This window comes from Paenibacillus sp. RRE4 (assembly GCF_031844205.1).
In the GTDB taxonomy this organism is placed as follows: Bacteria; Bacillota; Bacilli; order Paenibacillales; family Paenibacillaceae; genus Paenibacillus; species Paenibacillus xylanexedens_B.
On record NZ_JAUZUT010000001.1, the window covers coordinates 649,474 to 670,466 of the forward strand.

A 20,993-nucleotide genomic window follows, 5' to 3' on the forward strand; every position below is an offset into this window, starting at 1 on the left:
GACGTCGTGAATAGAGGAACGTTATATGAAAGGGATGCAAAGAATACCAAAAAGAGGTGTCATTTGAAAATGGATATTGAGATCATAAAAATAACAAAAGATCAAGCGGATACTTTTTTGAATTTGTATAATTTATATTTGTATGACTTATCAGAATATACCTGTGAAGATCCCAAAGATGATGGGAAATTTGATCCAACAAATACTTACCTTTACCTTGAGAGAGAGGAGTTGCATCCATTTTTTGTTATGCATCTAGGTAAACCAATTGGCTTCATATTAGTTTGTGCGCCTCCGTTTGTTTCAGAAGGAATTGATTTTACAATACAGGAATTATTTTTATTAAGGAAATATCGTGGTAATCGAATTGCTTCGTTAGGAATAGAGAAAGTATTTAAGCAATTAAAAGGGAAAATAAGCATCGGTCAACTCGTGGAAAATAAACCAGCAGTGCGATTTTGGAAGAAATATTATGAAGAGCATCATATTGATTACTTCGAAGAACAAGAGACTATTGAGGTTGATGGCTTAGGACTACAAAAAGTGATATCACAAACTTTTGATATTACGAAAAATTGTTAAGTAACTCAAAGTAGGCATTCCAATCATATAACATCATATCCATGTGTCGGGGCATGACGGCTCCTCGGTCCGCCAGAAGGAGAGTAGTTGGGAAGCTGGATTCAGGCGGACCCATCCGCCCCAACTAACCTCATCACGCTCGGCTGCATTCGCAGTCTTAAATCGGTAGGACGTTGTGAATACAACAACGCTAGATGAAATAGCCTTAAAGAATAAAACCTTTCATCAAAGCTCAGATGTACTTTAAGCTAAACCAGCTTAATACATTTTTGAACTTCAACGAGCTATCTGTATGGTATCGTGTAGAGTATCAGTAATTTTTAAGTGCAACTTGCTTAGATGTGGGGGGAACGATTGGTGTTAGAATTAGCTAAGAATGAGCTCGAGACTGTTCGCTTTCTATGCAACAGTAGAAGTAATACAGTTCTTTTTGCGAGTATAGAAGGAAATATAGGAAGGGCATGGATTGACAGTAAGAAGGAGCCCACGTACTCCGTAATTATTGCAGGAGATTTCGCATTCTTACTTGGAAGTGTCGAAGCTTTGAAAGAAGTAGATGTTCCATTGTGGTTTGTTCTTGAAGAATGCAGGGGGAAAATCATAATTACGAATGAGTTTTCTTGGATATCCCTTTTATCTCAACATTACTCAGATTCATTCCAAAAGTTTAACCGGTATTCCTTTAAGAAAGAATCGAATTTCCAAATAGAACAATTAAAAGAGAACATAAAAATGATAGATACTGCTTTCAAAATCGTACCCATAGATGAACATATTTACCCAATGGTACTGCAAGATCCCTTTATGGCGGATTGTTGTTGTTTCTTCTCTTCCTTAGAAGAATTTATGCAGCATGGAATTGGATTTGTTATCCTCAAGGATAATCAGATTATTGCCGGTGCTTCTTCTTATACTTATCATGAAGGGTGTATTGAAGTTACAATTGGGACACATCCCTTGTACAGACGCCAAGGTTTGGCACTAGCTTGCGCATCAAGATTGATTCTTGAGTGCCTAAGCCGAAATATTCACCCAAACTGGGAGGCAGCTAATATAGAGTCAGTTGCTCTTGCAGAAAAATTAGGTTACAAATTGGAAAAAGAATACGAAGTGTATTCCATATAAACAGACACACTACGGGGATGTCATTAAGATAACAGGACATGGTAGTTGAGTGTTGCAAAAAAAATAATTGTAGGTACTTCAAAGAAGGCGGATACATCGTGTAACAATATATCTGTGTCGCGTCGCTATTGCTCCTTGGTTTGCCCGAGGATTTTCGAAGCAGTCGATTTCGGCAGACGTCCCTGCAAGGCTAAGTGGCTGAGCCACCCAGTCGCTTTGCTCCTTTAAGCCTTTCGGGCTCATGAATACAACAACGTTAGGCGAAATCAGTAAGAGAGGGGACAACATAATGCTAGCACTAAGACTTACAAAAGACTTATTGAAAGATATGAAAGTGACTTCAGTTGAAGATATCAATGCAGCTCTGTTTTTAAGCTGGCATGTAAATATTTATAACTTGAACAAACGAAAACACATTGTTTTTGTGAACGATCTAACTAGATTAGCTATTATCATTGATGGAATTAGAACAGGGCAAATTGAGCGGTTGAAAGAAAAATTTATCATAACTCTTCGGGAATACTTACTCCGAGAGGGCGTTAATGAAAGTCTTATCAATAGATATTTTGCGAATAGCGAAGAAGTAGTTATCTCGAAAACAAACAATAGAAGCGTCCTAGGAACGATGAAAGAAGTGACGTGGTTTATTGAAGATGATTTTCACGATAACATTGAACGCATGAAGTGGCTAAATAGAATGATTCATAAACCAATAGATTACAAGGAACCGATCAATTATTTTAAAGAATCCTTATGGAATAATGACAACTACAACATCATTTGAAGGAACTCAGGGCGGCCTTGGCATTGCCTAACAACATATTCACACATCGGGGCAACTTCGTTGCCCTAGGTCCCGTAGTAGTTTGCAGTGAGTTCAAGATGAGGCAATTTAGTATTCGCCGATCCAGCCGGACACATGCCACCGACTAACCATTTCGCGGCCGGCTGCTGGCACAACCATGAGTCGGTGGGATGTCGTGTATACGGGAACATTATAGTAAATCATCGTAAATCGTAACATCAATTAGATACCTACTGGCATTAATATTCTCAAGTGAGCAGCAAAATCCAAAGCACTTAAATATCCTGAAAACATTGATTATTCTCATGATTAAATTAATAATGTATACATAGCTTATCAAGGAGGCGGTTCGATTGGTAACCATGAATAGTTGGACAGAAATTAGAGGGATAGCGCTTACTCGTCCATAAACTGCGTGTTTCTTTCTTGATGAGGGCAACCAGTGCAAGAATATCAAATTATAAAAATGAATGACTTTTCAAATGATCAGATCAATCAAATTAGAATGCTAGAAGAGTTGTGCAAGATAAACGATAACTCAAGTTTGAGGGTGGGGATCGAAAGCCTTAAAGAGATAGATGGAGATCATGCTTTCCTTTGCCATCATGAAGATCAGTTAGTCGGTTTTCTGAGCTGGTATTCCTCAGATGGGATGGAAGCCAATATTAATAGTATGGTTCATCCGCAATCTCGCCGTTCTGGTGTTTTTCGGGAATTACTTCAAAGGGCAACGGCGGAGATGCAAATGCAGGGTATACGTACTTGCCGTTTCAGAATTCCATCAAACTCTGAGTCAGGCATTGATTGTATAAGACATCTAGGAGCTAGCTTTAATTCATCTGAATTCTCTATGACCTTCAAGGGCATAGAAGATACAAAATTATGTGTCAGAGACATTAATCTGCGATTGGCTGTAGAACAGGACTTAGAATTTATGATTACGTGTTTGTCTGAGGCTTTTGGAGATTCCGAGTCTTGGACTAGGGAGTATCTGAGCCATACTAAAGAATCTTCACGTATCACTTATATTGCTATGGACCGTCTGACACCCGTAGGGATGATTAGAGTGAATTGTCTTCATACGAATACTGCCATTATCCATGATTTTTGTGTACTTCCTGCATTTCAGGGGAGGGGATATGGCCGTGGAATTCTGTCGAAGGTAGTTAAGTTCTTGCAAAATCAAGAGTACTCTCCAATCCGCTTGAGTGTGGTTACTCAAAATAGACGTGCATTAAGTCTGTATCAGTCCATAGGATTTGATGTGTCTGCGGAATCTCTTTATTATGTGATCCCTATGGATAATATTTAGTAGATTAAGATTAGGAAAAGAACGAGTTACCAACTAAAAAAATCTTTATGGTATATCAAAGTATCAAAGAAGACTCAGAAATCCTATAACATAGTATTCATGCTGCAGGGTTATAACCGTTGGTTGTCAGATGCTAATCATGAAGGAATCTCAGACAACAAACGACCCAGCCTAAGATAAGAACTATCTAAGGCTGGGTCATTTTATTAATACAGGAATGTTATGCAAACTGCTGCAGTACCACTAGAGATCGACATAAAAAGGAGAGTGCTGGATGTTCTATGTTAATGCAAGAGCAATTGTCGAACGTAAAGGAAACGATAATACGGAAATAATCATACAGACCCGAAATAAAAAGAATGAGGAATCATCAGAATTGCCAGGTGGAAGATTAGAATTATTCGAATCCATATTAGATGGTCTGAGACGAGAAGTTTTCGAAGAAACAGGTTTAACTGTTATTGAAGTGGAAGGTAGTCATAAGCGTATAGATACACGTGGGGTTGATCCCGATTTTGAAGTTGAGTGTCTAGAACCTTATTGTGTATATCAAACTATAAAAGGTCCAGTTGATTCTATGGGAATGTATTTTATATGTAAGGTTGATGGCAATCTCTTAGAAGTAGGAGATGAAACTACCAATATCAGATGGGAAAATGTCGAAGAAGTCTATAAAATGATGATAGAAGATCAAAAACAGTTTTCAGATGTAGATCGTGCGGGGTTAAAGTACTATTTAAAACATAGATTTGGAAAGCACATCTAAGCAGACAACATCGCCATAATATCCGAACGTTCTCTGAAAGACTTACAATACTACATTTGAAAATAGAGGTGTACGTATGTTTTTTTACAGATGTCAGGATTCCCAGGATTTTTATTTATCGAATGGACACAGTGTCATTATGGATAGTCCTTGTTTGTACAGTAATATCATAGAGACCGGTGAGAATAAAAGCATATATTATGAAAATAAATTCAAGGTGGCAGTTCCATTGGAAAACAGTGTAATAGCGCAAGATACAAAATTAAGGAGTACAAAACCATGGATAACAGATTATCAATACCAAGTAAATTAATAAATCTATCCGAATTAGTTAGTGCCACAGCCATCGAAAAAGGAAGACATTATCAATCGGTGTGCATATTGGAGTTTAGTAATTCTGTAAAGTATGTATTGAAAGAAAAAAATGTTGAAGATTCCGGAAGTTTGATGGACGAAGCAGAGAGGTTGAAATGGCTCAATGATATAGTTCCGGTTCCTAAAGTTATTGGTTATCTAAAGGAGAACGGAAAGGAACATTTAATTATGACCTACATAGGGGGCTGTGCTGCCGAAGAATACAAGCAGGAAGAGGGTCAAAAAAGTCTAAGTTATATTTTGGGAGAGGGATTAAGAACAATACACAATATCCCCATTCATAATTGTCAGTTCAACGATAATTTGCCGGATAAGCTTATTGATATGGTAAGGAGGAATATTTTTGAAAGAAAACATGAAGTCATGGATGCTATTAACAAGTCATTTCCCAATCATACCATTGAGCAATTGATGGATTTCTTGGAAATGTATAAAGCGTCGACAGAAGAACTGGTTTTTACGCATGGTGACTATGGTTCGGGAAACGTTATGATACATAAGGGGCGTATTGCAGCATTTATTGATGTAGGAGCATCTGGAATATCCGATCCGTACTATGATATTTATTATCTTGTAAAAAGTCTTACATTTTATACGGATAAGGAAGAAGAAGTAGAGGAGTTTATGAAAGGATATGGAATTTCTGAATTAGATGAGAATAGAATGAAATTTCATCAAATCATCGATATTTTATTGTTGTGAATATCCAAACTTAAGGGAAGAACAGACATTGTATTACAACGTATTGGCGCGGCTGGCCTTTCGGATTCGGATTCGTGAATATGGTAACGCTAAGTGAAACCACGCAGTATACCTGTATGCTATCAAGGAAGGGGATAAATTTGATGATTTTGAATTTGGAACTAGCAGATATCCTAGAAAAATCTGAAATTAATTATATGGTTGATCGAATGACTGCAATCAAAGAACGAGAAGGAAACCCTGAGGGTATTGAAATTAAACAATTCGGGGAGAGCACGGCGTTTTATAGTAAAACCATGCCCTGGGGGCTTTTTAATAATGTAAAGGGAAGAATTTCTGAAGATGTCATTGAAGATATCTTAGACTTTTATAGTGGGAGGGAAAGGAATTTTGAGATACAAGTTATCCCCGGTAACATAAATCAAGAAGTAATGAAAAAACTCCATAATAAAGGGTTTTATCAATCAGGATTTCATACAACGCTTTTTTGTGAACCTGGAAATCAAGATTCGTTCGATAATGATAAACTGGAAATTCGTGAACTGCACGAAGATGAGTTCAATACATATGCAGAAATTCATTGTTTAGGTACAGGATTATCTCTTGATGGGAAAGAACACGTAGCTGCAAATAACCGAGTATTGTTTTCCCGTCCGGGATGGCACTATTATTTGGGGTTGGCTCAGGGGCGTCCAGCTGCAGTAGCTGTCATGTATATCGAGGATAATGTTGCTTCATTAACTTTTGCGACAACACTACCGGAATATCGAAATAAAGGATTTCAAACAAATTTATTACTTAGACGAATTAATGATGCCTACAACGATTGTAATCTCGTTGTTAGTCAGTGCTCATATGGCTCGCAAAGCCATCGGAACATGGAAAGAGTAGGTATGAGAATTGGATATACCCGGGCAACATGGACAAGAAATTAATTATGACGAGGGCGGGGTGGTGCATCTAACATAATATCCAAGCTATGGCTCCTTTCGGAGCCTTGGTTTGCGTAGGAGAGGTATTTCAGCAGACAACCCCGTAGGCGTTCATGATCACAGTGAACGTTAAATAAAATAATATACAGATAAGGATGATAGAATGGATTCGAAGACGTTTGATAAATTTGCACGAGCGATAAAAAAGACAAAAATCAAAAGCTGTCTAATCATGAGGGAAGATCGTTTAGTGTTTGAATACTATAAAAATCGTAAAATAGAAAACAATCCTCAAAAAATCAATTCGTGCACTAAAAGTATTTTATCCATACTTATTGGCATTGCACTTGATAAGGGATACATAAAGAGTATTGCAGAACCAGTGTGTAGTTTTTTCCCGGAATTAACAAATATCCTTGATGATCCTAGAAAACGAGACATCACGATTGAAGATTTACTTACGATGTCGGCGGGGTTTGAATGGCCCGAATTCGGTGAATGGAATTATTCCACTCCAATGCTGTTTAGTTCGGACATGATAAAGTATGTGTTTGAACGAAATCTTGAACATAACAGAGGAGAGAAAATGAATTACAATTCTGGTTGTTCGCATGTGTTAACAGCGATCTTGCAGAAGACTACAGGAATGAAAGCTATAGAATTCGCACACCTCCATCTGTTTAAACCACTTGGTATCACGAATGTACATTGGTACGAAGACAATAAAGGGATTAACCGGGGTGCAGATGGCTTGACGATGACTACTGTTGATATGTTAAAGATTGGTACGTTATGTTTGCGACAAGGGATATGGAAAAACACTCGTATTGTTTCATCAGACTGGTTGGAAAAATCTACGCAACCTTATTATTTTACTTATGAATCGATTGGTCATTATGCTTACCATTGGTGGGTAAGACACCTTAATATGAACAATACAGAAGCAAGTGGGACAGAAATGATATTTGCTTTGGGCTTTGGTGGTCAATATATATGCATAATACCTAGTTTGGATATGGTTATTGCAATAACCAGTGACATGTATGAAGACTCATTGAAACCATTACGAATACTGGAGGAATGCCTAAATAATTTGTAACAGGGCAAACCCTCGAAGAAGGCTTAATACTTAATCTAATCGCACATTCATACACGGTGCCTACCGGCTCCTTGAACCGCAAGGGCATTTCGATGAGTCGTTTGCAGTGGACAACATTGAGGATCTAACCATGTCGCGGCTGAAGCATACGTCTTTTAAGCTTCTCGACTTCGTGAATTCCAAACGTTATCTGATATTTTTGCATGAGGTGAATGTATCAAATGATAAAATTAAATATAAAAGCAATGATCTTGATATTATTTTTAATTTTGACTGCCTGTTCGGCCAGTAATGAAAAAGAGTCTTCTGACTCCATCTTTCAGGTTGGAATAGATGAGATTGAAAATGTTAAGGTCAACAAACCCTTTCAATTCGTAGGGTATTTGAAAAATTCTTCAAAAAAGGCAGTGGAGATATCTCATGGATCAGGTATGTTCAGTTATGAGATTTATAATGGAGATGACGAGAGAATCCTTCCAGACGCAACCGTGCTATTAGAACACGCTATTGGCTATCAGGTTGAGATTGGGCCAGGTGAAGAATATAGAAATAATGGACAAGATCAACGAAGTAAGGAGTATTATCAATTCGTTATCCAGCAGCCGGGCAATTACAAAGTTAAAACGCACGTCGAATTTATGATGAATAATGATGGCAAGCAAAAGAAAATAAGTTTATCGAGTGAGTCCAAAGAATTCAAAGTGCAGTAGAGGATACCAGGGAATCTCAACATAAATTTAGCGGAGGTGATTTCAATGGAAGTACAAATACTCAAAAAACAAATTAGTGTAGAAGATTATATGAATCTCAGGGAAATCGTGGGCTGGGGGAATCCTGAAAATATAGAGGCCATTGAACGTGGATTAAAGAACACGTTATATTCCATCTGTCTAGAGGTTGAAGAGCAGACCATAGGATATGGAAGAGTCGTGGGCGACGGTGGGTTTACTTTTTACATACAAGACATTATCGTGTTACCTTCCTATCAAAGGCTAGGTTTAGGCCATAAAATAATGACGGAACTGATGGAGTATATCACCAGTACTTATCCGCCAGGAAGTTCAGTGGGACTCATGTCGGCAAAAGGCAAAGAGGATTTTTATAAGAAATTTGGATTCGTGGAGAGACCCAATGAAGGTTATGGTGCAGGAATGATCCAATACTTAAAGAAACCATAATAGAGGCATTTCGAGCAAGAGGAATCCACCGCACACATAGCCGAAAGAAGTTCTTAAATGAGGAGGACCCTATATGATATTAGAAAAAGTTATAAGTCAAATTAACATACAAAGTGAATATAAGGATTTGGTTGATACGTATGTAGAGCATATCCTGAACGAATTCAAAGATAAGATTCATACCATTTATATGTGTGGCTCGATTCCCAAAGGAACGGCTCAACCTTATAAGTCCGATGCAGACTTTACGATTGTATGTGCCAATCCCAAGGATATTGATTACGAAAAATTGTCGAATATCAAGGACAAGCTTTTGGAAGAATACCCATTTGTCACGAAGATGGATACGATCATTTGCTCGATGGATGATGTATTAAGTAGGCCGAATGATTGGGGTTTTGGGTTAAAATCATTTGTGTTTGCATACATGGGGAGGACAATGGTGAAAAAGTACCCCCGATCATCATTTCTCCGGAATTCATTTTAGACTTAAATACAGATACCAAGGAGGAAGTGGATCGTGTACATCGTTCACTTTCTAATGCTAGTGATGACGCGCTGAAAACGAGATACACTAAAGGTTACTCGAAGAGATTACTTCGCGCATTATACTCGTTGATCATAGAAGATACAGGGGTATGGGAAGACGACATGACTAAGATGAAAAATGCGATATTAAACTATTGCGAGATTGACCCCGCTTTAGTTGAATATCTGTATGCTTGTTACTTGGATAGTAGTCGTGTACCTGTTGAAGAGTTTCTGAGAAATGCAGAGGAAGTATATCGCTATTTCGAGACTGCTTTACATACAATGGCTGCTTCCAGAAATTAAAATGAATGTGAGGTGGGACAGATGAAGGAGGCAACTCCTAGATACGTTGAACAAGCGTCCATGGAAAGTCTCATACAAAAGTTAAATCTGCCGCCACTCACTCCATTTTCACAGGACTGGGAGTATACGTCGGCTGATGCATCGAGATTAGATGAATTCATTACGTATTACGAAAATCATCCATTAAACGACAATGAGAAATTTACACTGATGATCATTATGATCTCTTCATTGGATGACTACCTTTCCGAAGGAAAAGGAACAGATGATAAGGAACTATGGGATAGAATAAGACAAAATCTACGTAAAGACTATGAGTTACATATCCATACCATTAATTACTGGGCTCAAGATGAGAGCGATCTGGAAGATTGTTTTGCAGTCACACCCTATGTCAGAGAAATGCGAACCTGAAACGAAGGTGAATACGACAATGATTGAAAAAGAAGAAATCATGGAGAGGTTATTAACAGCCGTGCCCTCCTATAACAATAGATACGAACGGTACATCCAAGAGAACTATGAACTTGGAGAAGAGAGATTGATCTATGTCGATATAAGTGACTTCGTCAAACATGTTATTGAGTGTTATCAACGCAAAAAGACGGATGAATTCGATGCATTATTCGAGGTCATTGAAGAGTTTCATACGAATGGAGATTCATTTGTTAAAGAATTTGCTACAGTCGGTATTCTTGAATCATTTCAGAACCAATTACTTGATGAGAATATTGAGTATATTGAATTTGAAAATTGTTTAAAACCAGAATCAAAACGATGGTGGAATCATGTAATTGATTTTTGGAATGGAAAAACTCCATACATTGGAGGACCGATTTAGGAACAATCATAATCTTCTGGATACTGGTGATTTTGAAGCAATCCTAAATCATTCAAAAGCATGAAAAGGAGATGATTCGGTTGAAAGTCACGCTTCGTTTTGTCTTACCTAGTGATGCGGAATATGTACAGGAATATGCAAGTTACCCTGAAATTTCAGAGACAAGCAACGTTCCATATCCTTATCCAGATGGAGCAGGTGAATCATGGGCAAAAATGGTGATTGCCAGACGTGAACAAGGAATATCCTATGTATTTACGATTTTATTGGATGATCAATTTGCGGGTGTCATGTCTTTAAATGCTGTTGATTTAACTGAGAAAACAGCAGAGTTGGATTACTGGATTGCAGTTCCTTTCTGGAACCGAGGCATAGGTACAATCGCAGCCCAAAAGGCTATTGCCTTTGCGTTTCATGAATTAGATCTTCAAATTCTTAGAAGTGCATGTTTGGCGAGTAATAAAGGCTCGTTAAAGGTCCTTGAGAAGAACGGATTTGAAAAATTGAATGACTTTGTTTTTGAAGATGGTAAGTTTAAAGATAAAACAGGATGTAGACTTGAATTACATAGGTGACGACCTTTAGGTTGCGAATCCCGATGAAAACTTTATGGAGCCTGTGATTGATTAAATCGAGTGAGCGGGAAAGGTCTTCAACCTCTACTGCAGGCGATTGTTGATTACGACAGAAAAGAGAGGAATGATTCTATGAAAATGGCACTCATTTTATTCAATGGAGTAACATTTCTTGATTTTGTTGGTTTCTATGATGTTATCTATCGGTTGAATTTATTTGACCAAACCAAAGGAACGACCTGGGACATCTGTGGATTGACTGAGGAAGTGACAGATGAGCTTGGGATGAACGTAAAGGTGAATGTCATCAAACCTGATTTATCTCAATATGATCTTGTTTTTGTTCCAGGAGGTATGGGGACTAGAAAATTAAAAGAAGACATTGAATTTGTGGATTGGATTCGAACTGCCGAATCGGTAAGGTACAAAATCTCGGTTTGCACGGGTTCGCTTTTATTAGGCGCTGCCGGTTTCTTGAAGGACAAGATAGCAACAACCCATCCTAATGCATATGACTTACTTGAGCCGTACTGCAAAGAAGTAGTTAAAACGAGAATCGTAAAGGATGGAAACGTGATCACTGCGGGAGGCGTAGCGACATCGATTGATTTGGGACTATATTTGATTGAATTGTTTGCAGGCCAAGAAGAGGCCAATGTAGTAAAGAAGCAGATTGATTATCCCTACACTGCAGTAGGAATCATTGAGGTGTAGTTTTTTGCAAAGGACAAATCAAGGAGGGGGAGGAAATGAATAAGAAAACGTATCTTGTTAAGGTTGCTTATTTAATTGATTTGAGCGATGAAGAATACAAAGAAATTGGCGACAATTTGATCCCAGAACTTGAGAACGAAATGATAGTCGGGGAAAATCTAAAATTAGATTGGCAGAGTAGTTCTACTATCTTACTGGATTCAGAAACAATGAACTGCGGAAAGTGCTTCAAATGTAACTCGTGGGTAACCGACAGAGAAAAACCGGATCATATAGGTGAACTAAACAACGGAGCGGTTGTCGATGATCGATTACTCTGTGATGAGTGTTTGCCAGAAGATCATAGGTGGGCATTCTAGAACGCTGACTGGGTGCACGTGAGTCATTTCCAGTATGTGAATTTAGATGGACAAAATATATTAATGAGGTGAGAGATTTGAGATATTTTTATGGGGTGTTAACTATTTTAGGAATCGCATTGCCCTACATGGCGTTTATTCCTTGGATTGGTGAAAACGGATTCAATCTAACCATGCTATTGAGTGAAGCCAGACAGAATCGGATTAGTGAGTTTGCTTGGTTGGATGTGTTAATTTCGGCAGTCGTATTGATTGGTTTTATCATATATGAAGGAAAGCGAATTGGAGTAAAGCATATGTGGCTACCGATCATTGGAACGTTAACTGCTGGGGTTTCATTTGGATTGCCATTATTTTTATTATTGCGTGAAATCCATATGGATAAAATGAAAAATAAATAAACTTGTAGAGTGGTTATAGGTTAGTGGCGGATTCATGTAGTCCTAATCCAAATAAAACGTTGGTTACTTGTTGAGGTGATTATGGAGTGGTTATAGTTGAGACAGAGATTCTAATCGATGCTCCAATAGAGTTATGTTTTGATATGGCGAGAGATATTGATGTTCATACACAAACGGTCTGGAAACATACGAAAGAGAAAGCTGTCGCAGGAGTGACTTCTGGAAAGATTAATCATAATGATAAAGTAACCTTCGAGGCCAGACATTTTTGGATTAGGCAAAAGTTGACGTCAAGGATCACAGCGTACCAAGCTCCTTATTATTTTGTCGATGAAATGCTGAAAGGTGCGTTTAAAAGCTTGCGCCATGAGCATATTTTTGAAGAACATAACGGCAAGACACTCATGAAAGACCGGCTTACTATGGTAGCTCCGTTTGGAATTATAGGCTGGGTCACCGAACGAATCATTTTAAAATCATATATGAAGCGTTTCCTCATACATCGAAATCAACAATTGAAATTATTAATAGAGATGCAAAGTAAATAGAGGAACGTTATATACATCTTTTTGAAATAGTCGTATATTTCATTTGTAGTTAGCAAAACATATGAGAAAACAAGATGCATCATGTCCAAATTCAGTTCAGATTTTGCGGAGATATCCCTTATAAACAAGGAGAAGTGAAGATGAGAAAACTCGTTTTATTTCTGCATTCATCGCTTGACGGTTTTGTAGAAGGACCAAATGGAGACATGGATATTGGCTGGGTTTCTTACGATTCGGACTTGGAGAAACACGCGAAAGAAGTTCTGAGCACTGCTGACACGGTTATTTGGGGACGTGGGACGTATCAGATGATGCACGGTTACTGGCCATCCGTACGGTCGGACGCATCAGCTTCTCAGCATGAACGGGAGCATGCCGAGTGGATCGAGAAGACCGCGAAAATCGTTTTTTCCACAACGCTGGATGATGTAGAGTGGAACAATTCCAGATTGGTAAAAGAAAATATCGAAGAAGAGATCAAAAATCTCAAACAGCAGCCAGGTCAGGATATGGTCATACTCGGTAGTCCAAGGTTTGCACACTACCTTATGCAGCTTGATTTAATAGATGAATATAAAATTACGGTTTCTCCCGTATTAATCGGAAGCGGATTACCGTTATTCCAAGGTCTCAACCAGAAGATCAATCTTCAACTTATTGAAAATAAAACCTTTGATTCCGGTGCTCTAGGTCTCTTTTACCGGGCGATAAAATGAGGGATCTTCTTAAAGTAAAATAACGGGAGAGAATCCCATCACAAAGAACCCAGTCTAAGATAAAATGATCTAAGGCTGGGTTCTTTTATAGATGATAATAATTTTCCGTAATCTGATTTGGCTGAGATATGTCTTAAAATATGAAAAGGAGCATAAACCTTGAGCGAATTTACTTCAGGAAGCGTAACATTAATGAAATATAAAGAGGAAATCCTTAAATATGATCCAATATACATAGATGATTTAAATAATCAATGGTTTGTATTCATCACTAAAGATACAGAGGTAAGTGAAGAAATCCCGGAAAGTTTAGTTCGAATTTCGGAAAAAATCCCAGTATTATATTTTTATAATTTCGAGGACCATGGTTGGGGTTATCGTTTAGTTTACAACTCAAAAGAGATTGCAAGTCTTCAAATCATATATGAATTAATAGATACGATAATTATAGAGCTTGCGGAAGAGAGGTATCCGGAAGAGGATCATATTGAGTTTTTATATGTCGACCCTAGAGGGGAGAATATCCGAATAGAACTCATTGAAGAAGTCCAAAGCACGAATAAATATAATGAGGCAATCGCAAGACAGTTTATAAATTGCAATCTAGAGGCATTTAAAAGATTTGAAATTGCTGATGAACAAATACAACGATTAAGCCAAGTTTTGAATGCAAACTATTATTCTCAATTGGAATCTAAACATCAATTAGTTGATGAATTTAAGGAAGTACTGAACATTCAAGAAATGAGTTGGATCCAAGTTGATCATTTGCATGAAAGTGAAGTGTAACGCCTGAATCATTCTACTATAAAAACTGGAGGTGTTGAAAAATGAAGATTGAAGATGTGTACAACGATTTACCTGTACTTGAGACTTCCAGAACCATACTTAGAAAAATTGAAAAAAATGATGTGCAGGATATCTATTCTTACTGTAGTGACCCGGAAGTATCCAAATATACAACATGGCATCCGCATATGAAAATAGAGGATACCGAAAAATTTGTTGATTTCATCATAGATAAATATAACAAAAGCGAGATAAGCCCATGGGGGATACAAGATAAAACCACAGGCAAGATCATCGGAACTTGCGACTTTGTAGGTTGGGATATTAATCACCACAAAGCAGAGATCGGATACGCATTGTCAAGAGATTATTGGGGACAAGGTTATATGACGGAGTGTGTAGAGAAAATAATCCAATTTGGTTTTGAACATATGGACTTGGTTCGAATAGAAGCTAGATGTATATCAGCGAATACGGGTTCTTCAAGAGTCATGGAGAAAGCAGGCATGGAGTTTGAAGGGATTTACAGAAAGCATATATTCATTAAAGGGAAATTCGAAGACCTCAAAACGTATTCGATCATAAACGAGAATTCAGCGAAAAGAGTGGAAGATAACTTTGCCATCTGACAGAAAAAGAAGGCTTCAGGCATTGCTGAAAAGAAACAAACTGAAAAATGAGGAAATCAATAATGAATCAAGAAGAATATCATTATTTATATGGAGTCATGGATCAGATCCTGTAATCAAAACCAGGTTGAATCAGATCGTTAAAAATCTGGAGGGTCGTAAGAGTGATGCAAAAGAAAGAATGATTGTATACGCAGATGATTGAGGGTGGTAAAAATGAAGATCATAAGAGATAAAGAAGAACTCGAAGGCACTTGTTATATTGAAGTTTTACCAGGAAAGTATCTGGAAACGTGCTGGAATGAGCACTCTATTTTTTTCGATGAAGAAGTGTTTGGTTATTTAGAAAAAGCCATATATGATATATATCCTAAATATGATCATTATGCATTTACTGAAATACATCGAGATATCTGGATGTTAATTCTTGGAAAATTAAATAAGCTTGTTGCTCTTCTTGATGAGAAGGTAACAATGGATGTGCTCAACGAATGTGTATATTTTTTCTTCGGCAGCTCTGAAGATGAGTTTCAACAAGACTTTGATCATAATGTTCGGAGACTTCGAGAGTTAATTATAGAATTTGAAACATGGATAAAAGAACAATTGAGAACTCAAGAATATATTTCAGTTCTGGGGATTTAACCAAGGGTGTTGGGAGGCGGAATATTGCGAGTAAGTACATTTCTCGAAGAAAAAAATTTTAGATTTGTAGATGTAGAATACTTGTCTCCAGAAATCAAAGCGCTGGTGGTCGATCATCATATTAATGTCACACAAGGAGAAAGTGAAAATATTGCACATATACATGTCCAATATAATGATAACTTGTCTTTTCAATGTAAATTGATTGATTTATATCAGGAGCATTCACCAAAGATCGCATGGATCAAAAATAGTTACGTAACAGATACATCGAATGATGATTTCGATTATGAGGATGTAATGCCTCCTTTTGGTGTTGTAGAATTATATGATTTAAATATGAGTTGTAATTCGGATTGGACGAAAGTCATGATCCAAGCTTTGTATCAAATGACGTTTAACTTCTTGCTGGAATATTTCAATGTGATTGTTTTCCATTCAAGGGAAGCTACGAATGTTATAGATCTTGAGAGCATGAGATTTAAGCGTTTCATGATCAACGACGAATTATATTATAGGTCGAATAGAGCAGTATGAGTTTTGGCGGAATCATCATGAAGAGGGAAGACAAGGGGGATATATAGAATTTTAAAATAGTGAAACATGTACCTTGTGAGGTGGATCAAGATGGTCAGAAACGCAGTTAGAGCATTAATTGTTGAGGACGATAAGTTGCTTTTTATTAAGAAAGAACGTCCGAATATAGGGATTTATTATGTATTACCGGGAGGAGCGCAGGAACCAGATGAAACGTTAGGGCAGTCCCTCAAAAGAGAATGCTTAGAGGAGCTTGGACTGAATATTATAGATAGTAAATTGGTGTGCATCCGAGAGTACATATCCCAAAATCATGAGTATTCGTTACTTATGAAAGAAGTGCATGCAATTGATTTTATGTATACATGTATCCCTGATTCCAACAAGGTCCTTAATGGCTTACAAGCAGACATTGGGCAGATCGGAATAGAATGGTTACCTATTGCAAAAATCAAACATTCATTAATACAGAAAGATATTCAACATAGAACGTATCATTTTCCCAAGACAACTCATGATTTTTTACGGGAGTTTTTGTTCAAGGAGATTCGAGAAACCTACTTAAGCAGGGACTTTAGGAGTTGATTTTAAAAATGGGGATGCTGATTTAGTTGGATAATTCTGCAGGGCTAAACATATGCCCACCCTGCAGGAGTTATACGCTCAAGTTTTTCAGGCTGATGAACAAATCCGTTAACACAAGAGTGCTTATAAATGATTGAATTTCATTTCAACGTAATCAGTTCAGTTATCTATTTTTCTAGCGAACATGACAACAAAATTGAAGTATTTATATATGCAATCTACATCTGAAAATCCAGCTTCGGTTAGCCAATGTAACTGTTGATCGAGAGTAGACATTTTATCTAGTTTTGTTCTTTCCATTGCGGATGAGATTTCAGACAGATCTAAGCCGGAATTTTCGATGTATGTTTTCCAATCGGATTTATAAAGTTCCTCTAAATATGTAGTTTTCCCAAGAACCTGATCGACATTAATAAATATGCTGTTTGGGGTCATTATGGAATATAGCTTTTGAAACAACTCTTTCTTTTCAGAATCGGTCAAGTGATGTATGGAAAGTGATGATATGACTAAATCGTATTTTTCACTATACTCGAATTGAGTATAGTCACTTACAATGAATTTAATGCTGGTATTATCGCTGAACCTGACTTTAGCAATATCAAGCATACCCTCAGAAAGATCAATCAGTGTTAGCTTTGAATTCGGATATTTTTGAAGAACAAAACTTGACATTAGCCCGGTCCCTGCACCTAAATCCAAAACTGAAAGAGTTTCCTTCTCTAAAGCTGCTAATGAAGTAGCAATATTATACAAATCTTCAAAGCAAGGAATAAGTTTTTTTCTTTGTTCGTCATACTTCTGTGATACCTGGTTAAATTGTGTTCTTATATCATTATTCATATCAACGTGCCCCTCTTCACTAACTAGACTAATGAAATGATATACTACAAGTTGAGAAAAGACCAATATATGGAATTTATAAAATCCATAGGTAATACCTATCAACTGCGAACGAAAAACATAATTAATGGAGGTTTACCATGGACGTTGTGACTCGCGAAATCCGTGAGACGGATTATTCTGATTTAGTCATGTTATGGAACAATGACTTAAACAGTCGTACAGTGAATTTAGAAAATGTATCTGCACGGATTGAAAGAATGAAGTCAAACGAAAATTACAAAGTAGTCGTCGCCTTACTAGATAACAAGGTAATAGGTTGTATTTCAATGGTGCAAATCATGGCTTTGGAATACGAGATGGGATATTTGCAAATTAATGGTCTGGTTGTTCAAGAAGCTTATCAACAAAAAGGAATAGGCACGAAACTAATTAACTATGCCGAGGATTTTGCTTCAAAGAACGGACTTTCTTACATGATATTGAATTGCGGATTTCAACGTACAAAAGCACATGAATTCTATGAATCTAGAGGATTTGATCGATTATCTTATTGTTTCACTAAAGAAGTAAGGTGACATTAGATGAAACGGGACGAAGTACCTAAGTGAAATGAAATAAAGAGGAGTCATCTAGAATGATCATAGAAACTGAAATGACAATTAAAACATTAAAAGATCTCGTACGTTCAGGAACAAAGCATTTTAAAAAAGTAGAAGTAACGGAATATGGATCTATTCATTATTTTAATTTTGACGAAGTAATTTTTGAAGAGTGTATATTGTCATTAGACTTTACTGGCTCATCTTTTAGACATGCGAAGTTTATTCATTCGAACATTAAAGCTTCGATATTTAGTGAAACTGATTTATCTCATTCGGAGTTTATTGATAATAGTATTGATGCTTGTACGTTTAAGAATGCCCAAATTGAAGGCATTGTTTTTCTAAAGAACATTCAATACTCAAGTGAAAATACAATCGAGGATTTAAAAGAAATGGTGGGCTTATAAGAAATTATGTGATAGTAGAACCCAAGTACCTGTCTACAAAAAAAGCTATCAAAATGATCTGAAACAACTAACAACTTTTGGACGTCTATATAAAAACCAATAAATCGTAAAGGAAGATTTGCGATGAAGAAATTGAAGTATCGTCTTATTCTACCATTGATCCAATGTTGCTTAGTGACCGCCGCTTTTATTACAGATAAGAGTATGCATAACGGGTCAGGGGAAGGCATGAATCAGATCATAGCCAACATCTTAACGAATATAGAGTTTTATCTAAAAGCATTATTCGGATACGATGATATTGTTAATTACCATTTTAGATTTGTAACTACATTTTTGGGGGTACTTATCTGGTTGTTCCTTGGTTATCTGTTAGATGTAATGATGCGATCAAAATATAAATCGAAGTTGAATCCCTCCAAAGGATGAGTGCTAGACAAAGCGTACATAGCAGAACACATTACGTATAGAAGGAGTTAAGCATAAATGGTAAATCATATGACCACATTGGGATTTCGTGTACATTCCCCCGAAGATTTTGAAGATATCGCCGAGTATGCACTTTCAACTGGAATCAGGATCAAAGCTACATATGGGGAATATGCTCTGGCTCTGGCGGGAGAAGGGATTGAGATATGGCTTCAGATAGATAAAAAGAATCAGGTTATCGGATTGAATCCTCATTTCTCAGGTTCATCTCGTATGAAAATTGGACTTACCGCAGAACTGGAACCAGACGAAAACAACAAACTAGATGGCAGATTTCATGCTTGGGCTGAACCCGATGAGTCGATGGATTCGGGAATTTATCCATTCGTTTTTGATATACCTAACCGAGGGGTATACGGGCAGATTCATATTCCACAGTTGATACAGGTACAATTGTCGGCATTCGCACATGAAGTGACATTCTATAAAGACGAAGAAGAATTTAACTTATCCCAGGATAGTGAATACAAATTTGCAGTGGAATCCTTTGTTCCATCTGGACTACTTGGTGAAGGTACGCCAAGTGCAACTGCCATGTTCACAGGACGAATCGTAGAAACAGCAGAGATTGTTAATGAACAGTCGAAGTTGCGGTTCACCTGGGCATTAGTTAAGACGTTAGGTGGGGAGGTTGATGTTGTCATTGATCCAGAACTCGTTAATCAGGAAATGGTTGTCGGGGACATTATCACTGGTTCATTTTGGCTTAGTGCAAAGTTCCAAGATGAACCTATAATGAAGAAAAAGAGCAACGTGATTAACAGAATATTTGGAAGAAATAAAGAGAAATGAACGAAATTTGATGCCAAACATGAGCCCCGCGATTCATTGTCGCGGGGTTTCTCCATAAGGTAAGATGGAGAAGAAATGTAATCTTTTTACTATGAAGGATGATTGAATCGGATGGATCAAAAACAGCTAATCTGAGGAGTGATCATGGTTGGATATTAATAATCAAAACGGTGATTTTCTTGGTAGAATTCAGATGGAAGCGCAGGAAAGTGATTACGTCGTAGATCAAATTATACGTACTCTGAAACCGGGTGATGGAAAGGCCATTTACATTGCAAATGCTGGAGAGTACCAATTCACCCAGCAGACGAATTATGCTGCCGTTGAATGGGAGCACGGACTGGAGCAGTTGAAGGAAACGCTGACGGAGTGGCAACCACAGTTTCCGGCCCATGCGGGAGTTGAGAGCATTCAGGTCTATTATGGATTCGATAATCTGACACCTGATGAGATTGAAGCTATGGCTGAAGTGAGCAGAACCACAGGACAGCAGGTCGTGATCCGCGATTTGCATCCAAACAACAAACTAGTAGGTATCCGAATCCGTTATCAAGGGGAAGGGGCACTGACCCTTCATATTTTTGGGACAACCAAAAGCCGAGTTTACCTGTCTGAGGATGAATTGTCCCAGGTGAAACCGCTACGCGTTCGGGACGCGGAAGCATTTTATTTTTCGAATCACGGAATGGACCGGTTGATCTGGATTGAGGCTGGAAGTAGCGGAAAAGCGCTACAGTATGAACTGATCGGGCAGCAGCAGTCCGCTCCAACTTTAATTCAAATCGCTGAAGAGATGAGCATATAGTCT

At 37.6% G+C, this 20,993-nt stretch carries 29 protein-coding genes and 1 pseudogene; 28 read left to right on the forward strand and 2 right to left on the reverse strand.

Annotation, left to right across the window (positions count from 1 at the left end):
* Window positions 1-69: 69 nt before the first annotated feature.
* The 3 genes from Q9R46_RS02920 (at window position 70) to Q9R46_RS02930 (ending at window position 2,491) form a co-directional block, all read left to right on the forward strand.
* Complete coding sequence (locus Q9R46_RS02920) at window positions 70-582, forward strand: GNAT family N-acetyltransferase (protein WP_311278887.1); 513 nt, start codon at window positions 70-72, stop codon at window positions 580-582.
* Between the two features lie 357 nt (window positions 583-939).
* Window positions 940-1,707, forward strand: a complete 768-nt coding sequence (locus tag Q9R46_RS02925; RefSeq protein ID WP_311278888.1) for a GNAT family N-acetyltransferase — start codon at window positions 940-942, stop codon at window positions 1,705-1,707.
* 289 nt (window positions 1,708-1,996) lie between these two features.
* Complete coding sequence (locus tag Q9R46_RS02930) at window positions 1,997-2,491, forward strand: DUF6933 domain-containing protein (protein WP_311278889.1); 495 nt, start codon at window positions 1,997-1,999, stop codon at window positions 2,489-2,491.
* Window positions 2,492-2,599: 108 nt separating this feature from the next.
* On the opposite strand, the gene Q9R46_RS02935 is transcribed toward Q9R46_RS02930, so the two are convergent.
* Complete coding sequence (locus tag Q9R46_RS02935) at window positions 2,600-2,731, reverse strand: hypothetical protein (protein ID WP_311278890.1); 132 nt, start codon at window positions 2,729-2,731, stop codon at window positions 2,600-2,602.
* Window positions 2,732-2,954: 223 nt separating this feature from the next.
* On the opposite strand from Q9R46_RS02935, the gene Q9R46_RS02940 reads away from it, so the two are divergent.
* From Q9R46_RS02940 to Q9R46_RS03040, 21 genes and pseudogenes are all read left to right on the forward strand, one after another.
* Window positions 2,955-3,824: a GNAT family N-acetyltransferase gene (locus Q9R46_RS02940; RefSeq protein WP_311278891.1), complete on the forward strand. Its 870-nt coding sequence runs from the start codon at window positions 2,955-2,957 to the stop codon at window positions 3,822-3,824.
* A 274-nt stretch (window positions 3,825-4,098) separates the two neighbouring features.
* On the forward strand, window positions 4,099-4,590 hold the full coding sequence (locus tag Q9R46_RS02945) for an NUDIX hydrolase (RefSeq protein ID WP_311278892.1): 492 nt from the start codon (window positions 4,099-4,101) through the stop codon (window positions 4,588-4,590).
* 279 nt (window positions 4,591-4,869) lie between these two features.
* Window positions 4,870-5,667 (forward strand): phosphotransferase, encoded by a 798-nt coding sequence (locus tag Q9R46_RS02950; protein ID WP_311278893.1) that lies wholly within the window; start codon window positions 4,870-4,872, stop codon window positions 5,665-5,667.
* A gap of 143 nt (window positions 5,668-5,810) precedes the next feature.
* On the forward strand, window positions 5,811-6,602 hold the full coding sequence (locus tag Q9R46_RS02955) for a GNAT family N-acetyltransferase (protein ID WP_311280936.1): 792 nt from the start codon (window positions 5,811-5,813) through the stop codon (window positions 6,600-6,602).
* Window positions 6,603-6,762: 160 nt separating this feature from the next.
* Entirely contained in the window at window positions 6,763-7,698 is a 936-nt protein-coding gene (locus tag Q9R46_RS02960; RefSeq protein ID WP_311278894.1) for a serine hydrolase domain-containing protein, read from the forward strand.
* Between the two features lie 221 nt (window positions 7,699-7,919).
* A complete protein-coding gene (locus Q9R46_RS02965) occupies window positions 7,920-8,408 on the forward strand; it encodes a hypothetical protein (protein ID WP_311278895.1) in 489 nt (162 codons plus the stop codon).
* A gap of 45 nt (window positions 8,409-8,453) precedes the next feature.
* Window positions 8,454-8,876, forward strand: a complete 423-nt coding sequence (locus Q9R46_RS02970) for a GNAT family N-acetyltransferase (protein ID WP_311278896.1) — start codon at window positions 8,454-8,456, stop codon at window positions 8,874-8,876.
* Window positions 8,877-8,949: 73 nt separating this feature from the next.
* Window positions 8,950-9,710: pseudogene (locus Q9R46_RS02975) on the forward strand (nucleotidyltransferase domain-containing protein).
* A gap of 21 nt (window positions 9,711-9,731) precedes the next feature.
* Complete coding sequence (locus tag Q9R46_RS02980; protein WP_311278897.1) at window positions 9,732-10,124, forward strand: hypothetical protein; 393 nt, start codon at window positions 9,732-9,734, stop codon at window positions 10,122-10,124.
* 19 nt (window positions 10,125-10,143) lie between these two features.
* A complete protein-coding gene (locus Q9R46_RS02985; protein ID WP_311278898.1) occupies window positions 10,144-10,551 on the forward strand; it encodes a DUF7674 family protein in 408 nt (135 codons plus the stop codon).
* An 80-nt stretch (window positions 10,552-10,631) separates the two neighbouring features.
* Window positions 10,632-11,126, forward strand: a complete 495-nt coding sequence (locus tag Q9R46_RS02990; RefSeq protein ID WP_311278899.1) for a GNAT family N-acetyltransferase — start codon at window positions 10,632-10,634, stop codon at window positions 11,124-11,126.
* Window positions 11,127-11,258: 132 nt separating this feature from the next.
* Complete coding sequence (locus Q9R46_RS02995) at window positions 11,259-11,840, forward strand: DJ-1/PfpI family protein (protein WP_311278900.1); 582 nt, start codon at window positions 11,259-11,261, stop codon at window positions 11,838-11,840.
* A gap of 35 nt (window positions 11,841-11,875) precedes the next feature.
* On the forward strand, window positions 11,876-12,199 hold the full coding sequence (locus tag Q9R46_RS03000; RefSeq protein WP_311278901.1) for a hypothetical protein: 324 nt from the start codon (window positions 11,876-11,878) through the stop codon (window positions 12,197-12,199).
* Between the two features lie 68 nt (window positions 12,200-12,267).
* On the forward strand, window positions 12,268-12,600 hold the full coding sequence (locus tag Q9R46_RS03005; RefSeq protein WP_311278902.1) for a DUF2834 domain-containing protein: 333 nt from the start codon (window positions 12,268-12,270) through the stop codon (window positions 12,598-12,600).
* An 86-nt stretch (window positions 12,601-12,686) separates the two neighbouring features.
* The gene (locus tag Q9R46_RS03010) at window positions 12,687-13,148 is read left to right on the forward strand and encodes an SRPBCC family protein (protein ID WP_311278903.1); all 462 of its coding nucleotides are present in this window, start codon (window positions 12,687-12,689) and stop codon (window positions 13,146-13,148) included.
* A gap of 140 nt (window positions 13,149-13,288) precedes the next feature.
* Window positions 13,289-13,864 carry a dihydrofolate reductase family protein gene (locus Q9R46_RS03015; RefSeq protein ID WP_311278904.1) on the forward strand — a complete coding sequence of 192 codons (576 nt, stop codon included), beginning with the start codon at window positions 13,289-13,291 and terminating at the stop codon, window positions 13,862-13,864.
* A 159-nt stretch (window positions 13,865-14,023) separates the two neighbouring features.
* Window positions 14,024-14,653 (forward strand): hypothetical protein, encoded by a 630-nt coding sequence (locus Q9R46_RS03020; protein WP_311278905.1) that lies wholly within the window; start codon window positions 14,024-14,026, stop codon window positions 14,651-14,653.
* 41 nt (window positions 14,654-14,694) lie between these two features.
* Window positions 14,695-15,282 carry a GNAT family N-acetyltransferase gene (locus Q9R46_RS03025; protein ID WP_311278906.1) on the forward strand — a complete coding sequence of 196 codons (588 nt, stop codon included), beginning with the start codon at window positions 14,695-14,697 and terminating at the stop codon, window positions 15,280-15,282.
* Window positions 15,283-15,498: 216 nt separating this feature from the next.
* Window positions 15,499-15,927, forward strand: coding sequence for a hypothetical protein (locus Q9R46_RS03030; RefSeq protein WP_311278907.1), 429 nt, complete (start codon window positions 15,499-15,501; stop codon window positions 15,925-15,927).
* A gap of 24 nt (window positions 15,928-15,951) precedes the next feature.
* Window positions 15,952-16,464 carry a hypothetical protein gene (locus tag Q9R46_RS03035; protein ID WP_311278908.1) on the forward strand — a complete coding sequence of 171 codons (513 nt, stop codon included), beginning with the start codon at window positions 15,952-15,954 and terminating at the stop codon, window positions 16,462-16,464.
* Window positions 16,465-16,554: 90 nt separating this feature from the next.
* Window positions 16,555-17,049 carry an NUDIX domain-containing protein gene (locus Q9R46_RS03040; RefSeq protein ID WP_311278909.1) on the forward strand — a complete coding sequence of 165 codons (495 nt, stop codon included), beginning with the start codon at window positions 16,555-16,557 and terminating at the stop codon, window positions 17,047-17,049.
* A gap of 159 nt (window positions 17,050-17,208) precedes the next feature.
* Here the strand turns inward: Q9R46_RS03040 and Q9R46_RS03045 are convergent, their stop codons facing one another.
* Entirely contained in the window at window positions 17,209-17,892 is a 684-nt protein-coding gene (locus tag Q9R46_RS03045; protein ID WP_311278910.1) for a class I SAM-dependent methyltransferase, read from the reverse strand.
* A gap of 140 nt (window positions 17,893-18,032) precedes the next feature.
* Between Q9R46_RS03045 and Q9R46_RS03050 the strand changes: the two genes are divergently transcribed.
* The 4 genes from Q9R46_RS03050 (at window position 18,033) to Q9R46_RS03065 (ending at window position 20,990) form a co-directional block, all read left to right on the forward strand.
* Window positions 18,033-18,470, forward strand: a complete 438-nt coding sequence (locus Q9R46_RS03050; protein WP_311278911.1) for a GNAT family N-acetyltransferase — start codon at window positions 18,033-18,035, stop codon at window positions 18,468-18,470.
* A 59-nt stretch (window positions 18,471-18,529) separates the two neighbouring features.
* The gene (locus tag Q9R46_RS03055; RefSeq protein ID WP_311278912.1) at window positions 18,530-18,904 is read left to right on the forward strand and encodes a pentapeptide repeat-containing protein; all 375 of its coding nucleotides are present in this window, start codon (window positions 18,530-18,532) and stop codon (window positions 18,902-18,904) included.
* Window positions 18,905-19,390: 486 nt separating this feature from the next.
* Window positions 19,391-20,185, forward strand: a complete 795-nt coding sequence (locus Q9R46_RS03060) for a hypothetical protein (protein ID WP_311278913.1) — start codon at window positions 19,391-19,393, stop codon at window positions 20,183-20,185.
* Window positions 20,186-20,333: 148 nt separating this feature from the next.
* Window positions 20,334-20,990 carry a hypothetical protein gene (locus Q9R46_RS03065; protein WP_311278914.1) on the forward strand — a complete coding sequence of 219 codons (657 nt, stop codon included), beginning with the start codon at window positions 20,334-20,336 and terminating at the stop codon, window positions 20,988-20,990.
* Window positions 20,991-20,993: the final 3 nt, after the last annotated feature.